Source organism: Xanthomonas protegens, from assembly GCF_038442435.1.
Lineage (GTDB): Bacteria > Pseudomonadota > Gammaproteobacteria > Xanthomonadales > Xanthomonadaceae > Xanthomonas_A > Xanthomonas_A sontii.
In genome coordinates, this window is the sequence record NZ_JAQJCQ010000005.1 from 258,351 (window position 1) to 280,604 (window position 22,254).

Consider the following 22,254-nt stretch of genomic DNA (forward strand, 5'->3'; position numbering starts at 1 on the left):
TTTCACCGGCGGCGTGGCAAGCTGCGCGCAGTCATCCGCCGGAGTCCTCGCATGCGCCTGTTGTCCCGCTCCCTGTTCCTGGCCGCGCTGGCGGTGTTGCTGTCCGGCTGCGGCTACAACGCGATCCAGCAGAAGGACCAGGCGGTCAAGGCCGGCTGGTCGGAAGTGCTGAACCAATACAAGCGCCGCGCCGACCTGGTGCCGAACCTGGTCAACACGGTCAAGGGTTATGCCGACCAGGAGCGGCAGGTGCTGACCGACGTGACCAACGCCCGCGCCCGCGTCGGCCAGGTGCAGGTCAATGCCGACGACGCCGCCTCGCTGCAGCAGTTCCAGCAGGCGCAGGGCCAGCTGTCCAGCGCGCTGTCGCGGCTGCTGGTGGTCAGCGAGAACTACCCGAACCTCAAGTCCGACCAGGCCTTCCGCGACCTGCAGGCGCAGTTGGAAGGCACCGAGAACCGCATCACCGTGGCGCGCGGCCGCTACATCCAGGCGGTGCAGGACTACAACACCTACATCCTGTCCTTCCCGCAGGTGCTCACCGCCAAGCTGTTCGGCTACAAGGAGAAGCCCAACTTCTCGGTGGAGAACGAAGCGCAGATTTCCGAGGCGCCGGCGGTGAACTTCGGCGGCCAGCCGGCGTCCGCGCCGCAGCAGCCGCAGCAGCCGGCGCCGGCGCATTAAGCGCCGCCGCGGGCCGGCGTGACCGTGCGTTCCACATCGGTGGTGGCTGAGTGCGCTGCCGCATCGGCGGCGTCGCGTGGCGCCGCTCGCCGTGCATTTCGCCGCCGGCTCGCCGGCGTCTGGCTGGTGCTGCTGTTGGCGCTGCTGCCCTGGCTGGCCTGGGCGCAGGCCGAGGCGCCGATCCCGCCGCTGGATGCGCCGGTGGTCGACACCACCGGCACGCTGACACCGAACCAGCGCCTGGAGCTGGACCGGCAGGCGGTGCAGTTGCAGCAGCGCAAGGGCAGCCAGCTGCAGGTGCTGGTGGTGCCCAGCACCGCGCCGGAGAGCATCGAGCAATACACCCAGCGCGTGTTCGACCAGTGGAAGCTCGGCCGCAAGGGCGTGGACGACGGCGTCCTGCTGGTGGTGGCCAAGAACGACCGGCGCGTGCGCATCCAGCCCGGCTATGGCCTGGAAGGCGCGATTCCCGACGCCACAGCCAACCGCATCATCCAGGAGTACCTGGTGCCGCGCTTCCGCGCCGGCGACTACAGCGGCGGGATTTCCGAAGCGACCGCGATGCTGGTCAAGCTGATCGACGGCGAGGCGTTGCCGGCGCCGGTCAGCGCGCACGCCTCGGCCTCGCGCGGCGGCGGCCTGGGATTCGGGTTCTTCGCCGGCCTGTTCGCGGCGCTGATCGCGCAGGTGCTGTTCGCGCGGCTGTCGCGCCCGGTGCGCGGCGTGCTGAGCGGCGTGGTCGGCGGCGGCGTCGGCCTGCTGCTGAGCCTGTCGCTGTTGGTCGGTGCGCTGACCGGCGCGATCGGCCTGCTGCTGGGCCTGTTCGTCGGAATCGCACCGGGCCGTTCGGCGGGCGGCGGCGGTTGGGGCGGCTGGGGTGGCGGCGGCTTCGGCGGTGGCTGGGGCGGCGGTGGCGGTAGTTGGGGTGGCGGCGGAGGCGGCTTCGGCGGAGGCGGCTGGGGCGGTGGCGGTGGCAGTTCCGGAGGCGGTGGCGCCTCGGGGAGCTGGTGATGCGCCTGCTCCGGCACCTGTTCGCGCCGTCCGCGCAGCGTCTGTTCCCGGCAGCCAGCCTGGAGCGCATCGGCGCGGCGATCGCAGAGGGCGAGCGCTTGCACCGCGGGCAGGTGATGTTCGCGGTGGAATCGGGGCTGGCGCCGGCGCAGGTGCTGAGCGGCATGGCGCCGCGGCTGCGCGCCGAGCAGGCGTTCGCGCAGTTGCGCACCTGGGATACCGAGGCCAACAACGGCGTGCTGATCTATCTGCTGCTGGCCGATCACCACATCGAGATCGTCGCCGACCGTGGACTGCACGGGCGGGTGGACGCCGCACAATGGCGCCAGGTCTGCACGCTGATCGAGCGCGACATGCGTGCGGGCCAACCCGAACAGGCGGTGATTGCGGGCGTCGGCGCGGTGTCCGCGTTGCTGGCCGCGCACTTTCCGGTGCAGTCGGGCCAACCGGGCGAGAACGAATTGCCGAACCTGCCGCAGGTGCTGGACTGAGTGTGCTGCCGTGGTGGGTTTGCGCTGCAAGCACAGACGGCGGAGTTGTGGGAGGGACTTCAGTCCCGACGCGATAACGCCGGGCTGGGGCCTGATGGCTGTGCTCGTCGCGGCTGAAGCCGCTCCTACATTGGTAATGGCCGCTCGTGAGTTGGCACGATGCGGTGGCGTTGTAGGAGGGACTTGAGTCCCGACGCGGCGATAGCGCCGGACTGGAGCCTGATGGCTCTGCTCGTCGCAGCTGAAGCCGCTCCCACATTGGGGCGATGGTTGCTCCTGCATCGGCGGGATGCAGCGGTGTTGTGGAAGGACTTCAGTCCCGATCCGATGATCCGATAGTGGCGGGCTGGGGACTGATGGTTATGCTCGTCGCGGCTGAAGCCGCTCCCACATTGGGGCAATGGCTGCTCCTGCATCGGCGGGATGCTGTGGTGTTGTGGGAGGGACTTCAGTCACGACGCGATAGTGTCGGAGTGAACCCGATGGCTCTGCTCGTCGCAGCTGATGGCCTGGAGGCCATATGGGCCGCTCCCACAAAGGAGGGGGTACATGGCGTCTGGGCTGCGCATGTGTCTTGAGGTCAGTCGGCAGGTCCGTGCGCCTGCCAGCAGATGAAGCGCCACCCCGCCGCGCCGTCCGCAGTCGCGGCAACTAGCGGAGTCAGTGGCAGAATAGGCACTCTTTGCCCCCGGCCGACGCTTGCGCATGACCTATCTCCACCAGATCGATCCCATCGCCTTCTCGTTCGGGCCGGTGAAGGTGCATTGGTACGGGCTGATGTACCTGGCCGGCTTCATCTCGGCCTGGTGGCTGGGCCGCCGCCGCATCCGCGCCGGGCGCCTGCCCGGGGTGAACGAGGACGGTTTCTCCGACCTGCTGTTCTACGCGATGCTTGGCGTGGTGCTGGGCGGGCGCATCGGCTACATGCTGTTCTACGCGCTGCCCGATTTCCTGGCCGACCCGCTGCTGATCTTCAAGGTGTGGGACGGCGGCATGAGCTTCCACGGCGGCCTGTTGGGCGTGCTGGCGGCCTGCCTGTGGTGGACGCGCAAGGCGCGCCTGCATTTCTTCGACACCGTCGATTTCATCGCGCCGCTGGTGCCGCTGGGCCTGGGCTTTGGTCGCGTCGGCAATTTCGTCGGCGGCGAGTTGTGGGGCAAGTTGACCCACGCCGGCTGGGGCGTGATCTTCCCGCACGCGCCGATGCAGGACGGGGTGGCCAACGCCCCCGCATTGGAAAGTCTGATGAGCACCGCGCAACTGCAGCAGCAATACGCCGCCGGCCTGCTCGATCGTTATGCCCGCCATCCGTCGCAGTTGTACGAAGCGGCGCTGGAAGGGCTGGTGATGTTCGTGGTGCTGTGGACGTTCTCGATGAAGCCGCGCGCGCGCTATGCGGTGTCCGGCCTGTTCGCGCTGCTGTACGGCGTGTTTCGCTTCGCCGTGGAATTCGTGCGGGTGCCGGATGCGCAACTCGGCTACCTGGCGTTCCATTGGCTGACCCGCGGCCAGCAGTTGAGCATCCCGCTGATCCTGCTCGGCCTGTTCCTGCTGTGGCGCTCGCGCAGCGCGCCGGTGCTGCAGCCGGTGCCGCCGCCGGAGGTGAGCAAGTGAAGCAGTACCTGGAATTGCTGCAGCACGTGCTGGAGCGCGGCGCGGAGAAATCCGACCGCACCGGCACCGGCACGCGCAGCGTGTTCGGCTGGCAGATGCGCTTCGATCTCAACGACGGCTTCCCGCTGGTCACCACCAAGAAGCTGCACCTGCGCTCGATCGTGCACGAGCTGCTGTGGTTCCTGAAAGGCGAGACCAACATCGCCTATCTCAAGGACAACAAGGTCAGCATCTGGGACGAGTGGGCCGACGCGCAGGGCGAACTCGGCCCGGTGTACGGCAAGCAGTGGCGACGCTGGACCGGTGCCGACGGTCGCGAGATCGACCAGATGCAGTGGCTGGTGGACGAGATCAAGCGCAATCCGGATTCGCGGCGGCTGGTGATCAGCGCCTGGAACGTGGCCGAACTGCCGCAGATGGCGCTGATGCCGTGCCACAGCCTGTTCCAGTTCTACGTGGTCGACGGCAAGCTCAGCTGCCAGCTGTACCAGCGCAGCGGCGACATTTTCCTGGGCGTGCCGTTCAACATCGCCAGCTACGCGCTGCTGACCCACATGGTGGCGCAGGCCACCGGCCTGGGCGTGGGCGATTTCGTGCACACGCTGGGCGATGCACACCTGTATTCCAACCACTTCGAACAGGCGCGCGAACAACTGACGCGCACGCCGCGGCCGTTGCCGCAGCTGCGGCTGAATCCGGCGGTCACCGACCTGTTCGCCTTCACCTATGACGACATCGCCATTGAGGGCTATGACCCGCATCCGGCGATCAAGGCGCCGGTGGCGGTATGAAGGGTCGGGACCCGGGCCCCGGGACCCGAGACCCGGGGGAAGCGCAGGCAGCGATATCTGAGCAGATGCGGAGCGACGAGTCCCGGGTCCCGGGTCCCGGGCCCCGGATTTCCTTGATCGCGGCGCTGGACCGGGCCAATGCGATCGGCCGCGACAACGATCTGCCGTGGCGCTTGCCGGACGATCTGAAGCGGTTCAAGGCGCTGACCCTGGGCAAGCCGGTGCTGATGGGGCGCAAGACCGCGCAGTCGCTGGGGCGCGCGCTGCCCGGGCGCCTGAACCTGGTGATGACCCGTTCCGGGCAGGTGCCGTTCGCGGACATGCAGGCAGTGGCGTCGCTGCAGGCGGCGATCGACGCGGCGCGCGAGGCCGGCGCTGCGGAGCTGGCGGTGATCGGCGGCGGCGATATCTTCGCCCTGACCCTGCCGTTGGCCGAGGTGCTGTACCTGACCCATGTCGACACCGTGGTCGACGGCGCCGATGCGCATTTCCCCGCGTTCGATCCGGCGCAGTGGGAGGTGGTGGCGCGGCAGGCGCATCTGGCCGATGCGCGGCATGCGCTGGCCTTCGAATTCGTGGATTACCGGCGCCGGGCTGGTGCGGTGTAAGGATCGGTTGGCGGATGCCGGCGCAACCGCCTGGATTGCCGTAGGAGCGGCTTTAGCCGCGACGGGCGTTACCGGGGAAGCTCATCGCGGCTAAAGCCGCTCCTACGACATCACACGTAGCGCGTGAGACCTCACTCCTGCTCGGGCGCAGCCGCAGCCGGCGCCTGCTGTCCACGGTTCGGTGCGCTGCGCCGCCGCGGCGTGCCGGTGCGCGCTGCCGGCGGCGGTCCCTGCACCGGCCGGCCAGGAACCTGCACGACCTGCAGGTCCTCGCTGTCCAGGCGCAATGCGGTGAGCTTGCCGCCCCAGACCGCGCCGGTGTCGATCGCGTGCACGCCCTGGGTGATGGTCAGACCCAGCGTCGACCAGTGTCCGCAGACGATCTTCAGGTCGCGCTCGACCCGCCCCGGTACCTCGAACCACGGATACAGGCCCTGCGCCTGGGTGCCAGGCGTGCCCTTTTCCTCGATCGCGATGCGCCCGCGCGGGGTGCAGTAGCGGGCGCGGGTGAACAGGTTGATGATCGCGCGCGAACGGTCGTAGCCGGTCAGGCCCGGCGACCAGGCCGGGCGGTCGCCGTACATGTTGCGGAACAGCTTGCGGTAGCCGTTGCCGTGCAGCTGCTGCTCGACTTCGCGCGCGTGCTTTTCTGCCAGCGCGGTGGTCCACTTCGGTGCCAGCCCTGCGTGGATCATCATCCAGCCGAGCTGGCGGTCGGCGTGCAGCAGCTTCTGCATGCGCAGCCAGGTCAGCAGCTCGTCGCGGTCCTCGGCCAGCACGATGCGCTGCAGGTCCGGATTGACCTTGCGCTGTTCGTCCGGGCTGCGCTCGCCGATCGCCAGCAGCGACAGATCGTGGTTGCCCAGCACCACCACGCTGTGTTCGCGCAGCGAGTGCACCAGGCGCAGGGTCTCCAGCGATTGCCCGCCGCGGTTGACTAGGTCGCCGCAGAACCACAGCCGGTCCACCGCCGGATCGAAGCGGATCTTCTCCAGCAACTGCTGGGTGATGTCGTAGCAACCCTGCAGGTCGCCGATCGCCCAGACCGCCATCAGTGCAGGGTCCGCGGGACGGACAGCACGAACGGCGCGATCGCGGCGATGAAATGGGTGCCGTCGTCGGCTTCCATGTCGTAGTGGCCGCGCATCGTGCCGTGCTCGGTCTCCAGTACCAGCCCGGAGGTGTAGCGGAAATCCTCGCCCGGGCGCAGCCGCGGTTGTTCGCCGACCACGCCATCGCCGTCGACGCGTTCGATGCGGCCGTTGCCGTCTGTGATCTCCCAGTGGCGGGCGATCAGGCGTGCGGCGACGCGGCCGCGGTTGTGGATGCGGATCGTGTAGGCGAACGTGTAGCGTCCGTCCTCCGGCGCCGATTGGTCGTCGAGGAATCGGGGCGACACTTCGACCTCGATCCGATAGGGGGCGTCATCGTTCATCCCCACAGTTTAGAGCGTGTTTTGCCGTTTGAGGCGAGATGCGTGAGCGGTTCGCGTTGCGAAGCGGGTGGCATGCGCCAGCGGCCTTGTCCACGGCCCAGGCGCGCCGCGTGGAGCGGCTTCGCGCCGCGGGCGGTCGGCTTGCGGGAAGGCGGAGCGTGGCGTGCGAGGTCGACGTTCGCGCGTCTTATTAGCAGACGGCAAAGGCGTCGTCGCTATGTCCAAATGCCGCTCTGAGGCGTGTCGATGCCGGCATCGATGCCACGCCTCCATGCTCGTGGAGCGCCCGGCGCCGCGGGAGCGGCGCAGGCGCGTCAGGCCAGGGGCAGGTTGGCCAGGCGCACGAAGTCGCCGACCTCGAGCTGCTCGGCGCGCGCGTCCGGACGCACGCCCGCGGCCTCGAACTGCGCGGCATCGCAGACACCGTTCAAGGCGTTGCGCAGGGTCTTGCGGCGCTGCCCGAATGCGGCGCGGACCACGTCGGCGAAGCGCTTCGGATCGGCGATGCCCACCGTCTGCGGCGGCCGCGGCACCAGCCGCACCACCGCCGAATCCACCTTCGGCGGCGGCCGGAACGCGCCCGGCGGCACCACGAACAGCGAGGTCACCTCGCAGTAGGCCTGCAGCATCACGCTGAGCCGGCCGTAGACCTTGCTGCCCGGGTCGGCGGCCATGCGGTCGACCACTTCCTTCTGCAGCATGAAGTGCATGTCGGCGATCGCCGCGGCGTGGTCCAGCGCATGGAACAGGATCGGCGAGGAGATGTTGTAGGGCAGGTTGCCGACCAGGCGGATGCGCGCGCCCTCGGCCAGGGCGGCGAAATCCACCGACAGCACGTCGCGGTTGAGGATGGTCAGTTCGCCGACGTCGGCGGCCGCAGCGGTCAACGGCGCGATCAGGTCGCGGTCGAATTCGATCACGGTCAGCTGGCCGTGCCGGCGCAGCAGCGGGAAGGTGATCGCGCCCTGGCCGGGGCCGATCTCGACCAGCCGGTCGCCCGGCTTGGGATCGACCGCGCGGACGATGCTGTCGATGTAGTGGCGGTCGCTGAGGAAGTGCTGGCCAAGGGATTTCTTGGCCGGGGCGCCGAAGCCGGAAGAGGAAGTCATGGCGGGCAGTTTATCGGCATGCGCGGGGCGGCGCGCGCTTGCAGTGACGCAGGAGCGGCTTCAGCCGCGACCGGCATCACCGGGAGTGGCCTGGTTGCGGCAGATCGCGAACGCCACCCGGAGATGCGCCTAGGACTGCGCGCGGCGCGTCGCCAGTTGCGCGCACAGCGCAGTGGCAGCGAACAGGCTGGACGAGTCGGCCACGCCGCGGCCGGCCAGCTCCAGTGCGGTGCCGTGGTCCACCGCCACCCGCGGGTAGGGCAGGCCCAGGGTCAGGTTCACCGCCTGCTCGAAGCCGCTGTACTTGAGTACCGGCAGCCCCTGGTCGTGGTACATCGCCAGCACCGCGTCCACGGTCGCCAGCTTCTGCGGCAGGAACGCTGTATCGGCCGGCAACGGGCCGAGCAGGCGCATGCCCTGCGCGCGCAAGGCGTCCAGCAGCGGCTGCATCACCTCGATCTCCTCACGGCCCAGATGACCGTCCTCGCCGGCATGCGGGTTCAGCCCCAGCACCGCGATGGTCGGCGCGGCGATGCCGAATTCGCGGCGCAGCGCGGCTTCGGTAATGCGCAGGCTGCGTTCCAGCAGGGCGGGCGTCAGCGCATCGGCGACGGCGCGCAGCGGCAGATGGGTCGTGACCAGGGCCACGCGCACGATGGCGTTGGCCAGCATCATCACCACCTCGCGGCCGGCGTGTTGGGCCAGCAGTTCGGTGGTGCCGGTGTAGGCGATGCCGCCGGCGTTGATCGCCGCTTTGTGCACCGGGCCGGTCACCACGCCGTCCAGTTCCCCGCTCAGGCAGGCATCGGCGGCCTGGGTCAGTGCGGCGATCACCGCGGCCGCGTTGGCCGGTTCGGTCGCGCCAAATCGGCTTGGCACGGCATTGGCGACCGTGCGCAGGCGCAGATCGCCAGGGGCGAGGGCGGGGCTGGATTCGGGCAGCAGCTGCAGTGGCAGCGACAGCGCCGCGGCGGCGGCGCGCAAGGTGTCGGGATCGGCGAAGGCCAGGAGCTGGCAGTCGTGGCGCGGCTGTTGCGCCAGCCGCACGCACAGCTCCGGGCCGATCCCGCCCGGCTCGCCCGGCACCAGCGCGAGCGAGGGGCGCATGGATCAGGGCTTGGCGGCGGGCGCCGGCGCGGGCGTGGCCGCCGGCGCAGTGGCGGCGTCGGTGTTGCCCACGCGCAGGTCGACGTAGGCTTCGCCGCGCATTTCCTGCAGGAAGCGGTTGTATTCCTCTTCCAGCTTGCGGCGGCCGATGGTCTCGCGGACCTGGGCGCGCTGGGTATCGCTGGTCACGTCGGTCTGGCGCTCGGCGACGCGCTGCACGATGTGCCAACCCGCCTCGGTGCGGAACGGCTGCGAAATCTGGCCGTCCTGGAGGCTGGCGACGTGCTGGCCGAAGTCCGGGCCAAACGCGTCGGCCGGGAACCAGCCCAGATCGCCACCCTGGCTGCGGCTATTGGTGTCTTCCGACGCTTCCTTGGCCACGGCCTGGAAGTCGGCGCCGCCGGCGATGCGTGCGCGCAGCGTCTCGATCTTGGCCTTGGCGGCCGCGTCGGGCTGCGCATCGTTGACCCGGATCAGGATGTGGCGGGCGTGGTACTCGGTGACCGTCTTCTTTTCCGGATTGGCCGAGGCGTCGCGCACTTCGACCAGCTTCAGCAACTGGAAGCCGCTGGGGCCGCGCAGCGGGCCGGCGACCTGGCCCGGCTTCATGTCGCGGATCAGCTGCGCGAACGCGTTGGGGATCTCGTCCAGGCTGCGCCAGCCCAGGTCGCCGCCTTCCAGCGCGTTGGGGCTGTCGGAGTAGCGCACCGCCGCGGCGTTGAAGTCGATCTCGCCCTTGTCGATCAGGTTCTTGACCCCGTCGATCTTGCCCTGGGCGGTCTTGATCTGCTCGGCGGTGGCGCCTTCCGGCAGGCCGACCAGGATGTGCGCCAGGTGGTACTGGGTGCCGGTGGTGGCTTGCTGCGCCAGCGCCGCGTCGACTTCGGCCTCGCTGACGTTGATGCGGCTCTGCGCAAAGCTCTGGCGCAGGCGCTGCACGGTGATTTCGTCGCGCACCGAGTTGCGGAAGTCGGTGTAGGACATGCCGTCGGCGGCCAGCTTCTTGCGCAGGCCGTCCACGTCGGTGCCGTTCTGCTGGGCGATGCTGGCGATGGCGCGGTTCAGTTCGTCGTCGCCGACACGGATGCCGGTGCTGTTGGCGCGCGCGACCTGCAGCTTGACCAGCACCAGGCGCTCCAGCACCTGCCGCTGCAGCACGTTATCCGGCGGCAGCTGCGCCTCGCGGCCGGCATACTGCGCCTTCACGTTGCGCACGGCACGATCCAGCTCGCTCTGCAGTACGACATCCTCGTCGACCACCGCGGCGATGCGGTCCAGCGGTTGGGTTTGTTGCGCGGCGGCCGGAGCGGACACGCCGGCGATCGCCACCAGGGCGGCGAGAAAAACAGAAAGGGTCTTGGTCATGGAATCTGGTTCGGATCGTAAGCGTCCGGATCGGTCGTGGTGTTGCTGGGCGGGACCAAGTACAGGTCGTCGCGGTTGTAGCCGAGAATAGCACGGCGCAGAACGCGGTCCGTGTCCTGGCCCAGGGACGACAGCCCCTTGAGCACGAACTCGATCTGGAAGGCGGTATCCAGCGCGCCGGTGCGGTTACGCACGTAGCGCCGTGCCAGCGCCCGCACCGCCAGGCAGCAGCTGTCCCACTGCACGCCGAGGATGCTTTCCAGCGGCTTCTTGTCCATCAGCGAGTAGTAGTGCCGGCCAACGACGCTCCAGGTCGGATTGATCGGGTACAGGAACGACACGTCTGCTTGCTCCAGCAGATCACGCCGGAACCGGTAGGTGAAGTTGACGATGCCGTCGCCGGGCAGCAGATAGCGCGTGCGGAAGCTTGCCAGGTCCTTGCGGTGGTACTTGGGATCCCACTGGTAGGTGGCGCCCATGGTCCAGCGGTCGTTGAGCATGTAGTTGGCGTCGGCGATCCAGGCCGACTTGCCCTGCTCGATCGTGGTGTCGCTGTTGGGCAGGCTGACCCGCGAATCGCTGAAATACAGGATCTGGCCGAGGCTGACCGACAGCTTCTCCTTGCCGTCGTCCTGGCGCAGCAGGCGCGAACTCAGCGCCATCGTCAACTGGTTGGCGTCGTTCTGGCGGTCGGCTCCGGTATAGCGCGAATCGCGGAACAACTGGCCCCAACTGAAGGTGAACTCGCGGGTATCGAAGATCGGCAGGTCGTTCTGGTCGCGGTACGGCGTGTACAGGTAGAACAGCCGCGGTTCCAGGGTCTGCAGATAGTTGGTATTGCCGAACTTGGCGTCGCGGTCGAAATACACGCCGGCATCGACCGTGGCGATCGGCAGGCTGCGCGAGGGCGTGGTGTCGCCGCCGAGGGTGGCCGCCAGGTCCTTGTCCAACTGATAGGCGGTGTAGCGCCAGGCCAGGGTCGGCTTGAGGAACCAGGCGGCGCCGGCCAGCGGCATCGAGATGTAGGGCTTGAGATCCAGGCGGGCGCCGCCGGGGCGCTCGGACACGACGCCGGTGCGCTCGTATAGCGCGTCCTTGGCATGAACGTCGTCGTGCACGAAGCGCACCGCTTCACTGTACAGGCCGGCTTCGAAGTAGTTGCCGAACGACTGGTCCCAGTTGAAAAAAGCACGCGGCTGGCGGTTGTACGGCAGCGCGTCTTCCGTCAGGGTGTAGTCGGTCAATTGCCAGCGGTCGGCCATCACGCCCGCGGTCCAGGTCTCGCCGGTACCGTAGACGCCGATCGTGCTCTGGATATTGGACACCGCATTGCCGAGCAGACGGTTGGAGAAGTCCTCGGTATAGCGTTCGTCGCTGACCCAGGCCAACGAAGCGCGCGCCTGCCACTGGGCATTGATGTTGTGGTAGCCCTGGTACTCGAAGCGGCCACGATCCTTGTCGCGCAACTTGTCGTCCGGCAGGTACGCGGCCTGCAGTTCGCCTTTGCCGCCGTCGTAGAGATAGCGGAACTCGCTGCCCAGCATCATGCCGCGTCGGGCCATGAAGCGCGGATACAGCGTGGCGTCGTAATTGGGTGCCAGGTTCAGGTAGTACGGCTGGGTGTAGTCGAAGCCGTTGCGGCTGGACATGCCGATCGCCGGGAACAGGAAACCGCTGCTGCGGCGATCGTCGATCGGGAACTTGAACCAGGGGGCGTACAGGATCGGGAAGTTGTAGATCTTCAGGATCGCGTTGCGCGCGGTGCCGAAGCCTTCGTCGTTGTCGACGTCGATTTCCGGCGCGTGCAGTTCCCATACCCGCTGCGAGGGGTCGCAGGTGGTGTAGGTGGAGCGATGCATCTGCCCCAGCGCACCCTGCAGGTCGACCGAGTCGGCCTTGCCGTTGCCGCGTCGGGCCAGCAGCTGGTAGCGGATGTTGGTGATCTTGTGGGTGTCGGTGTCCTGATTGCCCTCGGCGCGGTCGGCGATCATGCGGATCGACGAATCCTGGTAGCGCACGTGACCCTCGGCAATGTAGTTGCCGGTCTCGGTGTCCACCCGCAGGCTGTCCGTGCCCATGAACTGGTCGCCGCGCTTGAGCGCGACGTTGCCCGTGTAGTTGGGGATGGTGGTGGTGCCCGACAGCTGATCGCCTTCGATATTGGTCGGCTGCTGCTCGCGGTTCTGCGCCAGCTTTGGATCCGGCTGCTGCGCATCGTCGAACTTGGGCAGCACGTCCGGGGTCGGGCACAGGCCCCAGTTCGGCGGCTTTTCAGCCGCCACTGCCGGCAGGCAGAGGGCGATACTGAACGGAAGAGGGAGCAGGCGAAGGGTTCGGCGCACGCGCGTCAGGTATCGGGCGAAAACGGTCGCTAGCTTGCCCCATCCCGTGCATAGGGGCAATGAAGGCGTCCCCGGGGCGGGGGACGGGGTTCATCGGCCTGCCGGGGCGGGGTTTCGATCCGGGCGTGCCGCGCCTCGGCCGCCGCTGGGCGGGCGCGGACCTTCAGCGCAGCGCGTCGACGTGGGCGACGCTGCCCTCGCGCAGGGCCTGCAGGTCGTAGCCGCCTTCCAGTAAGGACACCACCCGGCCGCGCGCGTGCCGCTGCGCCACCGCGCGCAGTTCGGCGGTGATCCAGCCGAAGTCCTCGGTCTCCAGCATCAGGTCGGCCAGCGGGTCGCGCATGTGCGCGTCGAAGCCGGCCGAGATCAGCAGCAGCTGTGGCTTGAACGCGTCCAGCAGCGGCAGCATCTGGTCGGCCCAAGTGTTGCGGAAGCGGAAACCGCCGCTGCCCGGTGGCAGCAAGGCGTTGTGCAGGTTGCCGACGCCGCGGTCGTGGACTCCGCCGGTGTGCGGGAACAACCCGGACTGGTGGGTGCTGAGGTACTGCACCTTCGGCTCGCGCTCGAAGATCGCCTGGGTGCCGTTGCCGTGGTGCACGTCGAAATCGACGATGGCGATCCGCTCCAGCCCATGCGCGTCGCGGGCGTGAGCGGCGGCCACGGCCACGTTGTTGAACAGGCAGAAGCCCATCGCAGTGTCAGCGGTGGCGTGATGGCCGGGCGGGCGTACCGCGCAGAATGCGGTGTCCGTGACACCGTGCATCACCGCGTCCACTGCCGCGACGCCGGCGCCGGCGGCGCGCAGTGCGGCCGCGCGCGAGCCGGGCGAGAGTACCGTGTCCACGTCGAGCATCTGCGGGCCGTCGAGGTCGGCCAGGACACGATCGATCAGCTCGCGCTCATGGACCCGGGCCAGGTCGCCGAGCTTGGCCAGCGGCGCCTCGCGCCATTCCAGCGCGGGAAAGGCCTCGCGCAGCGCGGTGGTCACCGCCTCCAGGCGCTCCGGCCGTTCCGGATGCTCCGGTCCCGGCGCGTGGTCCAGGCAGGCAGGATGGGTGTAGATCAGCATGCGCGGCCGTGGCCCGGGCGTGGCTCAGGCCTGGCGCCGGTCGTGGCGCCACAGCACTTCGCCGTGGCCGTCGGCCCGCGCCAGCACCCGCGCCAGCACGAACAGCAGGTCGGAAAGGCGGTTGAGGTAGCGCACCGCTTCCGGGCGCACCGCGTCCTGGCGCGACAGCGCCACCGTTTCGCGCTCGGCGCGGCGCACGATGGTGCGGGCCAGGTGGCAGCGTGCCGCGGCCTCGCCGCCGGCGGGCAGGATGAAGTCCTGCAGCGGCGGCAGGGTGTCGTTGTAGCGGTCCAGATGCCGTTCCAGCGCGTCGATGTCGGCGGCATGGATCGCGGCGTGGCCGGGGATGCACAGCTCGCCGCCGAGATCGAACAACTGGTGCTGGATCGCGGTCAGCAGGTGCCGCACGTCCTCGGCCAGCGGGCAGGCCAGGACCACGCCGATCGCCGAGTTGGCCTCGTCCACGGTGCCGTAGGCGGCGACCCGTGCCGAGTCCTTGCCGACCCGGTTGCCGTCGCCCAGGCCGGTGCTGCCGTCGTCGCCGGTGCGGGTGTAGATCTTGGAGAGACGGTTGCCCATCCCGGTCAGTGACCGACCGGCTGGCCGCGCTGGCCCAGCCGCGCCAGCTGCTCGACGCCGACCTGGATCGCCGCGGCCAGCGCCACGTAGAGGCTGGCGCTGCCCAGGTACGGCAGCAGCCAGTCGCTGTAGTTCTGCCACCAGCCGGCCACGGTCGGGTTCGGCACGCTGCGGCTGACCCAGTAGAAGCTGCCCTGCGCCAGCAGGTGGCACAGCGCCACCGCGACCAGCAGGCTGGCGGCGGCCAGGCCCAGGGCGCGCCAGTCGGCACCGTGGTAGCGCCGCGCCAGCCAGGCGCCGCCGGCCCACAGCACGAAATAGGCCGGGATCAGGCACCAGTAGGCCGGCGACACGCAGTAGTGCTGCCAGAAATCCAGGCCCTGGCTGCGGATGACCAGGTAGTCGACCAACACCGCCAGCGCCATCAGCAGCGGGAACGCCCAGCGCGTCCAACTGCGCAGGTAGAAGCCGCCGACGAAGAACACCGCCCACGACGCGTCCGGGATCGCCCCGAAGTGGTTGATGCGGGTCGCGGCCAGCAGCGCGGTCAACAGCAGCAGGGCGGGGAGGCGGTGGGCGGAAGGCGTCATGGCGGCGGGCACCGGGGCACGTAAGACCCCGGATTCTACTGGAAGCGCGGCGCGCGCGAGCGCCGTGCGCCGCTGCCGCCACGGCACGCAAGCTGGGCGGCGGCGCTCACCGGGCAGATGGGTACGGGTCGTATCATGGCCGGATGAGCAAACGACATGACGTAGTGATCGTCGGCGGCGGCCTGGTCGGCGCCAGCCTGGCCATCGCCCTGGACCGGCTGGGGGTGGACGTGGGCCTGGTCGAGGCCGCACCGCCGGGCGCGTTGCCGCCGGTGTTCGACCAGCGCAACCTCAGCTTCGCCGCCGCCACGGTCAACGCGCTGGGGGCGCTGGGGGTGATGCAGCGGCTGCGCGCGCCGACCGGACCGATCCGTCGCATCCACGTCAGCCGCGCGGGCGATTTCGGCCGGGTGCGGCTGGAAGCCGCCGACTACGGACGCGAGGCTTTCGGCCAGGTGGTCGTCGCGCGCGACTTCGGCGAGGCGCTGGAGGCCAGCCTGGCGGCGACGCGGCAGCTGACCCGCTACCGCCCGGCGCAGTTCGTGGCGCTGGAGGCCGACGTCGAGCATGGAGAGCGCCGGGTGCGGATCCTGCGCGACGGCAGCGAGCAGGTGCTGCACACGCGCCTGCTGGTGGGTGCCGACGGCAGCGCCAGCGCGGTGCGCGAAGCCTTGGGCATCGCCGCAACGCGCCACGATTTCCAGCAGACCCTGTTCGTGGCGCGGGTACGCGGCAGCCGCCAGCCCGACGGCACCGCCTACGAGCGCTTCCGCGACGACGGCCCGACCGCCTTGTTGCCACGTGGCGACCGCCATTACGGCGCGATCCACGCGGTGGCGGCCGAGGACGCCGATGCGGTGGCGGCGCTGGACGAGGGTGCCTGGCTGCAGCGGCTGCAGGATGCCCTGGGCTGGCGCGTCGGCCGTCTGCTCGGCAGCGGCGAGCGCAGCGCCTACCCGATCGTGCAGGTGCTGGCCGAGCGGCTGGCCGATGCGCGCGCGGTGCTGCTGGGCAATGCCGCGCAGACCTTGCACCCGCTGGGCGCGCAGGGCTTCAACCTGGGCCTGCGCGATGCGCTGACCCTGGCCGAATTGATCGAGCGCGACGGCACCGACCCGGGCGCACCGGCACTGCTGCAGCAGTACGCGCAGCGCCGAGAGCAGGATCGCCAGCGCACGGTGACGTTCTCCGGCGGGCTGGCGCGGCTGACCGCCAATCCGACCCCGCTGCTGCGCCCGCTGCGCAGCCTGGGCCTGCTGGCGGCGGCGCAGGCCGCGCCGCTGCAGTCGTTCCTGGTCGGCGGCGCGATGGGCTTCCGCGGCGATGTGCCGCAGCTGTGCCGGGAGACGCGCGCATGAGCCGGCGCGGTGTGCTGGATGTGGTGGTGGTGGGCGGCGGCGTGGTCGGCGCGGCCTGTGCGCTGGCCCTGGCCGGCGAAGGCCTGGCGGTGGCGCTGGTCGAGGGCCGCGAGCCGCCGCGCTGGTCGGCGGACACGCCGGACCTGCGCGTCTACGCCTTCGCCCCGGACAACGCGGCGCTGCTGCAGGGCCTGGGCGTGTGGCCGCAGGTCCTCGCCCGCCGCGCCAGCGCGTACCGGCGCATGCGCGTGTGGGATGCCGGCGGCGGTGGCGAGCTGGCCTTCGACGCCGACACCCTGGGCCGCGACCAGCTTGGTTGGATCGTCGAACACAACCTGCTGGTCGAACAACTGTGGGCGGCGCTGCCGGCCGCCGGCGTGCAGGTGCATTGCCCGGCGCGGGTGGAGGCGCTGGAGCCGTCGGCCGAGCGTGCGCGCCTGCGCCTGGACGACGGCAGCCGCCTGGACGCGCGCCTGGCGATCGCCGCCGACGGCGCCGAGTCCACGGTGCGCGGCCTGGCCGGGCTGGACGCGCCGGCGCACGACTACGGCCAGCGCGGCGTGGTCGCCTTCGTGCAGACCGAACAGCCGCACCAGGACACGGCCTGGCAGCGTTTCCTGCCGGGCGGCCCGCTGGCGTTCCTGCCGTTCGCCGACGGCCGCAGCTCGATCGTGTGGACCCTGCCCGAGGCCGAGGCCGCGCGGGTGCTGGCGCTGGACGATGCGGCGTTCGGCGCCGAACTGACCCAGGCCTTCGGCGCCCGCCTGGGCGCGGTGCGCGCGCTGTCGCCGCGGCTGGGCTTCCCGCTGCGCCGGCAACTGGTCGAGGCCTACCAGCGCGGCCGCCTGCTGGTGCTGGGCGATGCCGCGCACGTGGTGCATCCGCTGGCCGGGCAGGGCGTCAACCTGGGCCTGCGCGACGTCGCCGCGCTGGCGGCGCTGGTGCGGCAGGCGCAGGCGCAGCGGGTCAACTGGGCGGCGCCGCAGCGGCTGGCGCGCTGGGCGCGTGGCCGCCGCAGCGACAACACCGTGGCCGCCTACGGTTTCGATGCGATCAACCGGCTGTTCTCCAACGACGAGCTGCACCTCACCCTGCTGCGCGGCCCGCTGCTGGGCCTGGCCGGCAAGCTGCCGTTGTTGATGCACGGTTTCTGGAAGCGCGCGTCCGGCGTGTAGGTGCATGCTCCGGCCGGACGCGGCGGCCGCATTATTTGACCACGCGCCGAGCGGCGCCCGTACCCTCATCCGCCCCTTCGGGGCGCCTTCTCCCGGAGGGAGAAGGAAGAGCCAGCTTCGGCTGGTTTGCCGGAGCCCCTCTTCCCTCGGAGACGGGTTGGGGTGAGGGTAGGGCGCGAAGCGCAGCACGCAGGCCGCGTCCCTGCCATGGAGGACGACGATGCAAGACGCGACACAGACCGTGGATCTGCTGATCTCCCACAGCCAGGTGCAGTTGCGCGCCCGCGCCTTCGACGAAGCGGCCTGCCGTTGGGGGCCGCGCAACCTCGAGCAGAGGGCGATCCTGCACCGCGACTACGTGGTGTTCGACCCGTTGCCCGAGGACGCGTTCGGCGCGCAGGTGCACCTGGTGCTAGCCGCGGCGTTCGCACCCGATCCGCGCGCGCAGCGGCGCATGCAGGTGCCGTTCCGGGTGAATCCGGACGCGCGGGTGCAGGTGGCGTCCGCCGCCGAGGCCTTCGATGTGACACTGGCGCTGCAGCCTGGCGACTACGCGCTGTACTACGAAGTCTGCGAAGGCGACGACGAGGTGTATTACCGGCTCACCCTGGTGCCGGCGGCGCAGCCGGTCGCGGCGCGCTATCTGCTGGACGATCCCTGGGCGGGGTGCAGGATGCGCCGCTGCAGGAGGGAGTGCTGTAGCTGTCGTCGGCGCGGTGGGCGAGGCGGGACGGCGGGGGCTTGTTGGATGACACGCGCGGCGCGGCGATCGATGTAGCCGCGATGGCGCGACAGCTCCGCTAGCGAGATTTGCGTAGCGCTCCGGCTGTCGCGTTACTGGTGTCTGCGGTTTTGCTACTTCAGAAAACAATCGCGCCGCATGCGGCGGGAAGGCCGCAGGCGGCGCGCGTGATGGAAAGGGTACGGGGCGGTCGACGCGTGGGTCGCGTCACGTCGACATCCAGCCTTCCAGGTCGGCCTTGCTCAGGCGGCCGTGGTGATGCACATCGACGGCGTCGAACTCGGCGTACAGCGTGGGATCGGCCTTGGCTTCGGCGCGGCTGATGTAGCCGTCATGGTTGCGGTCGAGCTTGGCGAAGTCGATGTGGTAGTCGCCGACGATCGAGTTCGGTTCGACCGAGGTGACATTGATGATCTGGCCGTTCTGGTGCAGGGTCACTTCGTCCGGCGTCGACTGCGCCATGGCCAGCGCCGGCGCGGCAAGCAGCGCGAACGCGAACGGGACGAGACGAGGAACGATGCGGTTCATGGCACGACTCCTGTTGCTGGGAAGGAGTCAAGAACATAGGCCTGGCCGAATTAATCGATGCTAAAAAAAATCGGGCGTTCGTATCTGCATGTCGGCGCTGTTTAGCAAGCGTTTCCAATGCGCCCTGAAACACGACCGAGGGTGCGCCGGCGCCTTCATGGCGGCGCCGGGCGCATGTTTTGCGGTTACAGCCAGCCAGCCAGTTGCGCGCGGCTGAGGCGGCCGCTGCGGGTGGTGTCCAGCGCGTCGAACTCGTCGGCCAGCGACGGGTTGGCCTGCGCTTCGCTGCGGCTGATGTAGCCGTCGTGGTCGGTGTCCAGCGCCTCGAAGTCGATGCGGTAGCTGCCGGCGACGCGGTCGGGCTGGATGCTGCGCACGGTCACCTGCGCTTCGCCAGGCGTGGCCGGCAACTGCACCTGGTGGGTCACCACGCCGTTGCTGAGCGGCTGCGCGCGGACATTGACCGGCACATCGCGCAGCGGCTCGGTGGTGGCGCTGGAGGTGCTGTTGAGATTCTGCGCCGCGGCCGGCGCGGCGCAGGCGCACAGGCAGCAGAGCAGGGCGAGGGAACGGCAGGACATGGACACGACGAAACTCCGGAGTGGCGATGGAATGACGGCCCCGGCGCTCAGCCGGGGATGAATGGAAACGCGAGCTTCAACAGGCCCTTCAGTCCGCCCTCGGCGGTGCTGGCGACGGCCTTGGCGCCGAGGCTGTTGAGCGCGCGGCGCACGTCCTCCCAGCGTAGCTTGCTCAGGTCCTTCTTCAACAGGTCGGCCACCTCTTCGGCAGTGGGCGCCAGCTTCTGCAATTCGTGCGTCACCTTCTCCGGCTCCGGTTGCAGGTAGCCCCAGCGCTCGGCGATCTTCAGCAGCGTGTCGAAGCGCACCGCCATCACGTCGCGGTTGCGCTCGTACACGGGCATGGCGCCGACGTCGACGATGGCCTGTTCGAAGCGCTGCTGGTCGTCGGGGTGCTCGATGCGGATCGCCAGGAAGCCGTCCTTCTTGCTGCGCTCGCTGACGTGCTTGGCCCCGGCGCGCAGGTTGTCCTCGGTGAGCACCGTGGCGACGATGCGCTGCAGCGCCGCCTCGTTGTCCTCCGGCACCAGCGCACGCCAGCGCGCATAGCCGTCGCGGCGCAGGCCCTTGACCTTGGCCGGCGTCACCCGCAGGCGCATCGCCACCGCGTTGTTGGAATCGCTGCGCGAGATCGCGCCATCGCGTTCCAGCAACACGAAGATCAGCAGTTCCAGGTCGCGCTTGGTCAGCGACTGGAAGCCCTGCAGCAGGGTCAGGCGCAGGAATTCGTCGGCGAAGCCGGCCGGGTTGTTCAGTTCGATCGGCTGCATGTGCGCGGCCCTCCAGTCAGTTCAGCCAGGATGCCAGGGGGCCATTGCGCGGGCTGAGACGCCGCTGCGATACGCATCCCATCAGCGTCCGTGTTCGCGGCCGGGGCGGTCGCTGCGGAAGGTTTCGATCGCGCCGCGGTCCTGCAGGGTCACGTCGACATCGCGTCCGTCGGCGCCGCCGAAGGCCAGGTTGGTGGGCTTGCGGCCCTTGGTCGCGACCTCGTGCAGCAGCGTGCCGTCGGGGGCCAGCACGATCACTTTGCCGGCGTCGTAGCGGGCCACGTACAGGTTGCCGTCGACGTCGCAGCGCATGCCGTCCAGCCCGGCGTCGGCGAAGCTGGCGAACAGCCGCTTGTTGGACACGGCGCCGTCGGCGGCACGGTCGTAGACCCAGATCCGCCGCTGCACGCTCTCGTTGACGTACAGGCGCTTGCCGTCGGGGCTGACCTCAATGCCGTTGGTGGTGCCCATGCCGGTCTCGATCAGATGCGCGCTGCGGTCGCGGTCGATGCGCCACAGCTGGCCGCCGTCGTGCTTCCAGTCCGGGTCGCTGGCGTACAGGGTGCCGTCCGACGCCATCGCGATGTCGTTGGGCTGGAACGCGCCCGGCAGCGTGGCGTAGACCTCGATGCGCTTGCTGCGCAGGGCGATGCGCAGGATGCGGTGCTGGCCGTAGTCCGCGACGTACATGCGCCCGCGGCGATCGAAACGGATGCCGTTGCCGATGCTGCCGGCAGGGAGATCCACGAACAGGCTGGCCTGCGCGTGGCCGTTCGCATCGCGCTGGACACGGCCGATGCTGCCGTCGTGGGCGAAGTTGACCACGTACAGCGCACCATCGGGGCCTGTCGCAGGCCCTTCGATCTTGTCGGTGAACACGCCATCGCCGACCAGGTCGCGGGCGTGGAACAGGGGCTCCTGCGCCCCGGCCGGGGCAGCCAGCAGCAGGGCGAGGGCGGCGAGCAGTGGGCGGCAGCGCATCGGCGTCTCCGGGAAAAGCGGAGGCGGCAGTGTGCCAGAGGCCCCGGCGCATCGCGCGATGGCGCTCACAGTGCCGATGCCGCACTAGCGGTTAGGGTGAAGCATCCTTCCGGTCGGAGTTGCGCATGGAGCCGTCCTCGCCGAATCGCCGCCGCCTGTTGCTGGCCGGCCTGTCCGCCACCGCCGCCGGCCTGCTCGGATCGTCTGCATGGGCGGCCGCGCCGGCACGACGCCGCAAGCCGCTGGGCGTGGCCCTGGTCGGCCTGGGCGAGTACGCCAGCAGCCGTCTCGCGCCGGGGCTCACCCTGACCAGGTACTGTCGCCTGGCCGGCATCGTCACCGGCTCGCCGCAGAAGATCCCGCAGTGGCAGGCGCGCTATCGCATCCCGGATCGCAACGTCTACAGCTACGACGACCTGGAGCGCATCGCCGACAACCCGGACATCGACGTGGTCTACGTGGTCACGCCGCCTCACCTGCACGCGCCGCTGAGCATCCGCGCCGCCGCCGCCGGCAAGCACGTGTGGTGCGAGAAGCCGATGGCGATGCACGCCGAGCAGGCGCAGGCGATGATCGCGGCCTGCGCGCGCAACAAGGTGCGGCTGAGCATCGGCTACCGCATGCAGCACGAGCCCAACACCCGGCGCGTCATCGCCCTGGCCGGCGAGCGCCCGTTCGGGGCGATGCGCCGCGTGCGCGCGGAGGCGGGCTACGCCGGCTATGGCGACACCGATCCGGCGCAGCGGCCGTGGCGGCTGCGCGCGCAGTATGGCGGTGGCGCGATGTACGACATGGGCGTGTACCCGCTCAACGCGGCGCGTTACACGACCGGCGCCGAGCCGCTGGCGGTCAGCGCGAGGCGGTCCACCGATCGGCCGGCGCTGTTCGACGAGGTCGACGAGCACAGGCACTTCACCCTGGAGTTCCCGCACGAGGTGACCGCGACCTGCGCGGCCAGCTTCGGCCGCACCATGAACCTGCTGCGCGCCGAGTGCGCGAATGGCTGGTACGAACTGGCGCCGTTCCAGGCCTACGATGGCGTGCGTGGCCGGGCCCCAGCGATGGCCGCCTGTTCGAGGCGCGGGTGCGCCACCAGCAGGCGTTGCAGATGGACGAGGACGCGCTGGCGATCCTGCAGGGCACGCCGCTGCGCGTGCCCGGCGAGGAAGGCCTGCGCGACATCCGCATCGTCGAGGCCATCCAGCGCTCGGCGCGGGAGGATGGGACGCGGATCGTGCTGTAGCGGTGGCGCAGCCAATGCGCTCGTCGTAGGAGCGGCTTCAGCCGCGATGGGTTTCCCGGGAAACCCATCGCGGCTGAAGCC

General features: G+C 69.7%; 22 protein-coding genes and 1 pseudogene. 10 read left to right on the forward strand and 13 right to left on the reverse strand.

Annotation, left to right across the window (positions count from 1 at the left end):
- Positions 1–51 precede the first annotated feature (51 nt).
- From PIQ37_RS08450 to PIQ37_RS08475, 6 genes are all read left to right on the forward strand, one after another.
- Positions 52–684, forward strand: a complete 633-nt coding sequence (locus tag PIQ37_RS08450; protein ID WP_048490470.1) for a LemA family protein — start codon at positions 52–54, stop codon at positions 682–684.
- 123 nt (positions 685–807) lie between these two features.
- On the forward strand, positions 808–1,695 hold the full coding sequence (locus tag PIQ37_RS08455) for a TPM domain-containing protein (RefSeq protein WP_342073144.1): 888 nt from the start codon (positions 808–810) through the stop codon (positions 1,693–1,695).
- Positions 1,695–2,186: a TPM domain-containing protein gene (locus PIQ37_RS08460; RefSeq protein ID WP_342073115.1), complete on the forward strand. Its 492-nt coding sequence runs from the start codon at positions 1,695–1,697 to the stop codon at positions 2,184–2,186. The genes PIQ37_RS08455 and PIQ37_RS08460 overlap by 1 nt, the downstream gene beginning before the upstream one ends.
- Positions 2,187–2,891: 705 nt before the next feature.
- Entirely contained in the window at positions 2,892–3,800 is a 909-nt protein-coding gene (gene lgt / locus PIQ37_RS08465) for a prolipoprotein diacylglyceryl transferase (RefSeq protein WP_342073116.1), read from the forward strand.
- Positions 3,797–4,591: a thymidylate synthase gene (locus PIQ37_RS08470; RefSeq protein WP_342073117.1), complete on the forward strand. Its 795-nt coding sequence runs from the start codon at positions 3,797–3,799 to the stop codon at positions 4,589–4,591. Before lgt ends, PIQ37_RS08470 begins: the two co-directional genes overlap by 4 nt.
- Before the next feature lie 65 nt (positions 4,592–4,656).
- Positions 4,657–5,199, forward strand: a complete 543-nt coding sequence (locus PIQ37_RS08475; protein WP_342073118.1) for a dihydrofolate reductase — start codon at positions 4,657–4,659, stop codon at positions 5,197–5,199.
- A 131-nt stretch (positions 5,200–5,330) separates the two neighbouring features.
- Here PIQ37_RS08475 and PIQ37_RS08480 read toward each other — a convergent pair whose 3' ends face one another.
- The 9 genes from PIQ37_RS08480 to PIQ37_RS08520 all read right to left on the reverse strand — a co-directional run bounded on the left by PIQ37_RS08480 (position 5,331) and on the right by PIQ37_RS08520 (position 14,795).
- Positions 5,331–6,251 (reverse strand): symmetrical bis(5'-nucleosyl)-tetraphosphatase, encoded by a 921-nt coding sequence (locus PIQ37_RS08480; protein ID WP_407136605.1) that lies wholly within the window; start codon positions 6,249–6,251, stop codon positions 5,331–5,333.
- Complete coding sequence (gene apaG, locus PIQ37_RS08485) at positions 6,251–6,634, reverse strand: Co2+/Mg2+ efflux protein ApaG (RefSeq protein ID WP_010340000.1); 384 nt, start codon at positions 6,632–6,634, stop codon at positions 6,251–6,253. The genes PIQ37_RS08480 and apaG overlap by 1 nt, the downstream gene beginning before the upstream one ends.
- 314 nt (positions 6,635–6,948) lie before the next feature.
- Positions 6,949–7,743, reverse strand: coding sequence for a 16S rRNA (adenine(1518)-N(6)/adenine(1519)-N(6))-dimethyltransferase RsmA (gene rsmA, locus PIQ37_RS08490; protein WP_342073119.1), 795 nt, complete (start codon positions 7,741–7,743; stop codon positions 6,949–6,951).
- A gap of 129 nt (positions 7,744–7,872) precedes the next feature.
- Entirely contained in the window at positions 7,873–8,850 is a 978-nt protein-coding gene (gene pdxA, locus PIQ37_RS08495; protein ID WP_342073120.1) for a 4-hydroxythreonine-4-phosphate dehydrogenase PdxA, read from the reverse strand.
- 3 nt (positions 8,851–8,853) lie between these two features.
- Positions 8,854–10,215: a peptidylprolyl isomerase gene (locus PIQ37_RS08500; protein ID WP_342073121.1), complete on the reverse strand. Its 1,362-nt coding sequence runs from the start codon at positions 10,213–10,215 to the stop codon at positions 8,854–8,856.
- Positions 10,212–12,557, reverse strand: coding sequence for an LPS-assembly protein LptD (gene lptD, locus PIQ37_RS08505; protein WP_342073122.1), 2,346 nt, complete (start codon positions 12,555–12,557; stop codon positions 10,212–10,214). Before lptD ends, PIQ37_RS08500 begins: the two co-directional genes overlap by 4 nt.
- A gap of 163 nt (positions 12,558–12,720) precedes the next feature.
- On the reverse strand, positions 12,721–13,626 hold the full coding sequence (locus PIQ37_RS08510; RefSeq protein ID WP_342073123.1) for a histone deacetylase family protein: 906 nt from the start codon (positions 13,624–13,626) through the stop codon (positions 12,721–12,723).
- A 24-nt stretch (positions 13,627–13,650) separates the two neighbouring features.
- Positions 13,651–14,205 (reverse strand): cob(I)yrinic acid a,c-diamide adenosyltransferase, encoded by a 555-nt coding sequence (locus PIQ37_RS08515; protein WP_017913876.1) that lies wholly within the window; start codon positions 14,203–14,205, stop codon positions 13,651–13,653.
- Positions 14,206–14,210: 5 nt separating this feature from the next.
- Positions 14,211–14,795, reverse strand: a complete 585-nt coding sequence (locus PIQ37_RS08520; protein WP_342073124.1) for a hypothetical protein — start codon at positions 14,793–14,795, stop codon at positions 14,211–14,213.
- A gap of 143 nt (positions 14,796–14,938) precedes the next feature.
- Here PIQ37_RS08520 and ubiH point away from each other — a divergent pair, with 143 nt between their 5' ends.
- The 3 genes from ubiH to comJ all read left to right on the forward strand — a co-directional run bounded on the left by ubiH (position 14,939) and on the right by comJ (position 18,106).
- A complete protein-coding gene (gene ubiH / locus PIQ37_RS08525) occupies positions 14,939–16,153 on the forward strand; it encodes a 2-octaprenyl-6-methoxyphenyl hydroxylase (RefSeq protein ID WP_342073125.1) in 1,215 nt (404 codons plus the stop codon).
- Positions 16,150–17,328, forward strand: coding sequence for a UbiH/UbiF family hydroxylase (locus PIQ37_RS08530; protein WP_342073126.1), 1,179 nt, complete (start codon positions 16,150–16,152; stop codon positions 17,326–17,328). Before ubiH ends, PIQ37_RS08530 begins: the two co-directional genes overlap by 4 nt.
- Before the next feature lie 220 nt (positions 17,329–17,548).
- On the forward strand, positions 17,549–18,106 hold the full coding sequence (comJ, locus tag PIQ37_RS08535; protein ID WP_342073127.1) for a competence protein ComJ: 558 nt from the start codon (positions 17,549–17,551) through the stop codon (positions 18,104–18,106).
- A 171-nt stretch (positions 18,107–18,277) separates the two neighbouring features.
- Here the strand turns inward: comJ and PIQ37_RS08540 are convergent, their stop codons facing one another.
- The 4 genes from PIQ37_RS08540 to PIQ37_RS08555 all read right to left on the reverse strand — a co-directional run bounded on the left by PIQ37_RS08540 (position 18,278) and on the right by PIQ37_RS08555 (position 20,930).
- Positions 18,278–18,598, reverse strand: a complete 321-nt coding sequence (locus tag PIQ37_RS08540; protein ID WP_342073128.1) for an EF-hand domain-containing protein — start codon at positions 18,596–18,598, stop codon at positions 18,278–18,280.
- A 185-nt stretch (positions 18,599–18,783) separates the two neighbouring features.
- On the reverse strand, positions 18,784–19,179 hold the full coding sequence (locus tag PIQ37_RS08545) for an EF-hand domain-containing protein (protein ID WP_342073129.1): 396 nt from the start codon (positions 19,177–19,179) through the stop codon (positions 18,784–18,786).
- A 47-nt stretch (positions 19,180–19,226) separates the two neighbouring features.
- The gene (locus tag PIQ37_RS08550) at positions 19,227–19,949 is read right to left on the reverse strand and encodes a hypothetical protein (protein ID WP_342073130.1); all 723 of its coding nucleotides are present in this window, start codon (positions 19,947–19,949) and stop codon (positions 19,227–19,229) included.
- A gap of 81 nt (positions 19,950–20,030) precedes the next feature.
- The gene (locus PIQ37_RS08555; protein WP_342073131.1) at positions 20,031–20,930 is read right to left on the reverse strand and encodes an SMP-30/gluconolactonase/LRE family protein; all 900 of its coding nucleotides are present in this window, start codon (positions 20,928–20,930) and stop codon (positions 20,031–20,033) included.
- Between the two features lie 125 nt (positions 20,931–21,055).
- On the opposite strand from PIQ37_RS08555, the pseudogene PIQ37_RS08560 reads away from it, so the two are divergent.
- Positions 21,056–22,173, forward strand: a pseudogene (locus PIQ37_RS08560) (Gfo/Idh/MocA family protein).
- Positions 22,174–22,254: the final 81 nt, after the last annotated feature.

Excerpts from the sequence above, each read along its gene's own strand:
- PIQ37_RS08480 (WP_407136605.1), bottom strand. The coding sequence starts at position 6,251 with ATGGCGGTCTGGGCGATCGGCGACCTGCAGGGTTGCTACGACATCACC.
- PIQ37_RS08540 (WP_342073128.1), bottom strand. The coding sequence starts at position 18,598 with ATGAACCGCATCGTTCCTCGTCTCGTCCCGTTCGCGTTCGCGCTGCTT.
- PIQ37_RS08550 (WP_342073130.1), bottom strand. The coding sequence starts at position 19,949 with ATGCAGCCGATCGAACTGAACAACCCGGCCGGCTTCGCCGACGAATTC.
- PIQ37_RS08500 (WP_342073121.1), bottom strand. The coding sequence starts at position 10,215 with ATGACCAAGACCCTTTCTGTTTTTCTCGCCGCCCTGGTGGCGATCGCC.
- PIQ37_RS08515 (WP_017913876.1), bottom strand. The coding sequence starts at position 14,205 with ATGGGCAACCGTCTCTCCAAGATCTACACCCGCACCGGCGACGACGGC.
- PIQ37_RS08555 (WP_342073131.1), bottom strand. The coding sequence starts at position 20,930 with ATGCGCTGCCGCCCACTGCTCGCCGCCCTCGCCCTGCTGCTGGCTGCC.
- PIQ37_RS08475 (WP_342073118.1), top strand. The coding sequence starts at position 4,657 with ATGCGGAGCGACGAGTCCCGGGTCCCGGGTCCCGGGCCCCGGATTTCC.
- PIQ37_RS08530 (WP_342073126.1), top strand. The coding sequence starts at position 16,150 with ATGAGCCGGCGCGGTGTGCTGGATGTGGTGGTGGTGGGCGGCGGCGTG.
- PIQ37_RS08520 (WP_342073124.1), bottom strand. The coding sequence starts at position 14,795 with ATGACGCCTTCCGCCCACCGCCTCCCCGCCCTGCTGCTGTTGACCGCG.
- rsmA (WP_342073119.1), bottom strand. The coding sequence starts at position 7,743 with ATGACTTCCTCTTCCGGCTTCGGCGCCCCGGCCAAGAAATCCCTTGGC.
- PIQ37_RS08545 (WP_342073129.1), bottom strand. The coding sequence starts at position 19,179 with ATGTCCTGCCGTTCCCTCGCCCTGCTCTGCTGCCTGTGCGCCTGCGCC.
- comJ (WP_342073127.1), top strand. The coding sequence starts at position 17,549 with ATGCAAGACGCGACACAGACCGTGGATCTGCTGATCTCCCACAGCCAG.
- apaG (WP_010340000.1), bottom strand. The coding sequence starts at position 6,634 with ATGAACGATGACGCCCCCTATCGGATCGAGGTCGAAGTGTCGCCCCGA.
- PIQ37_RS08460 (WP_342073115.1), top strand. The coding sequence starts at position 1,695 with ATGCGCCTGCTCCGGCACCTGTTCGCGCCGTCCGCGCAGCGTCTGTTC.
- lgt (WP_342073116.1), top strand. The coding sequence starts at position 2,892 with ATGACCTATCTCCACCAGATCGATCCCATCGCCTTCTCGTTCGGGCCG.
- pdxA (WP_342073120.1), bottom strand. The coding sequence starts at position 8,850 with ATGCGCCCCTCGCTCGCGCTGGTGCCGGGCGAGCCGGGCGGGATCGGC.
- PIQ37_RS08450 (WP_048490470.1), top strand. The coding sequence starts at position 52 with ATGCGCCTGTTGTCCCGCTCCCTGTTCCTGGCCGCGCTGGCGGTGTTG.
- PIQ37_RS08510 (WP_342073123.1), bottom strand. The coding sequence starts at position 13,626 with ATGCTGATCTACACCCATCCTGCCTGCCTGGACCACGCGCCGGGACCG.
- ubiH (WP_342073125.1), top strand. The coding sequence starts at position 14,939 with ATGAGCAAACGACATGACGTAGTGATCGTCGGCGGCGGCCTGGTCGGC.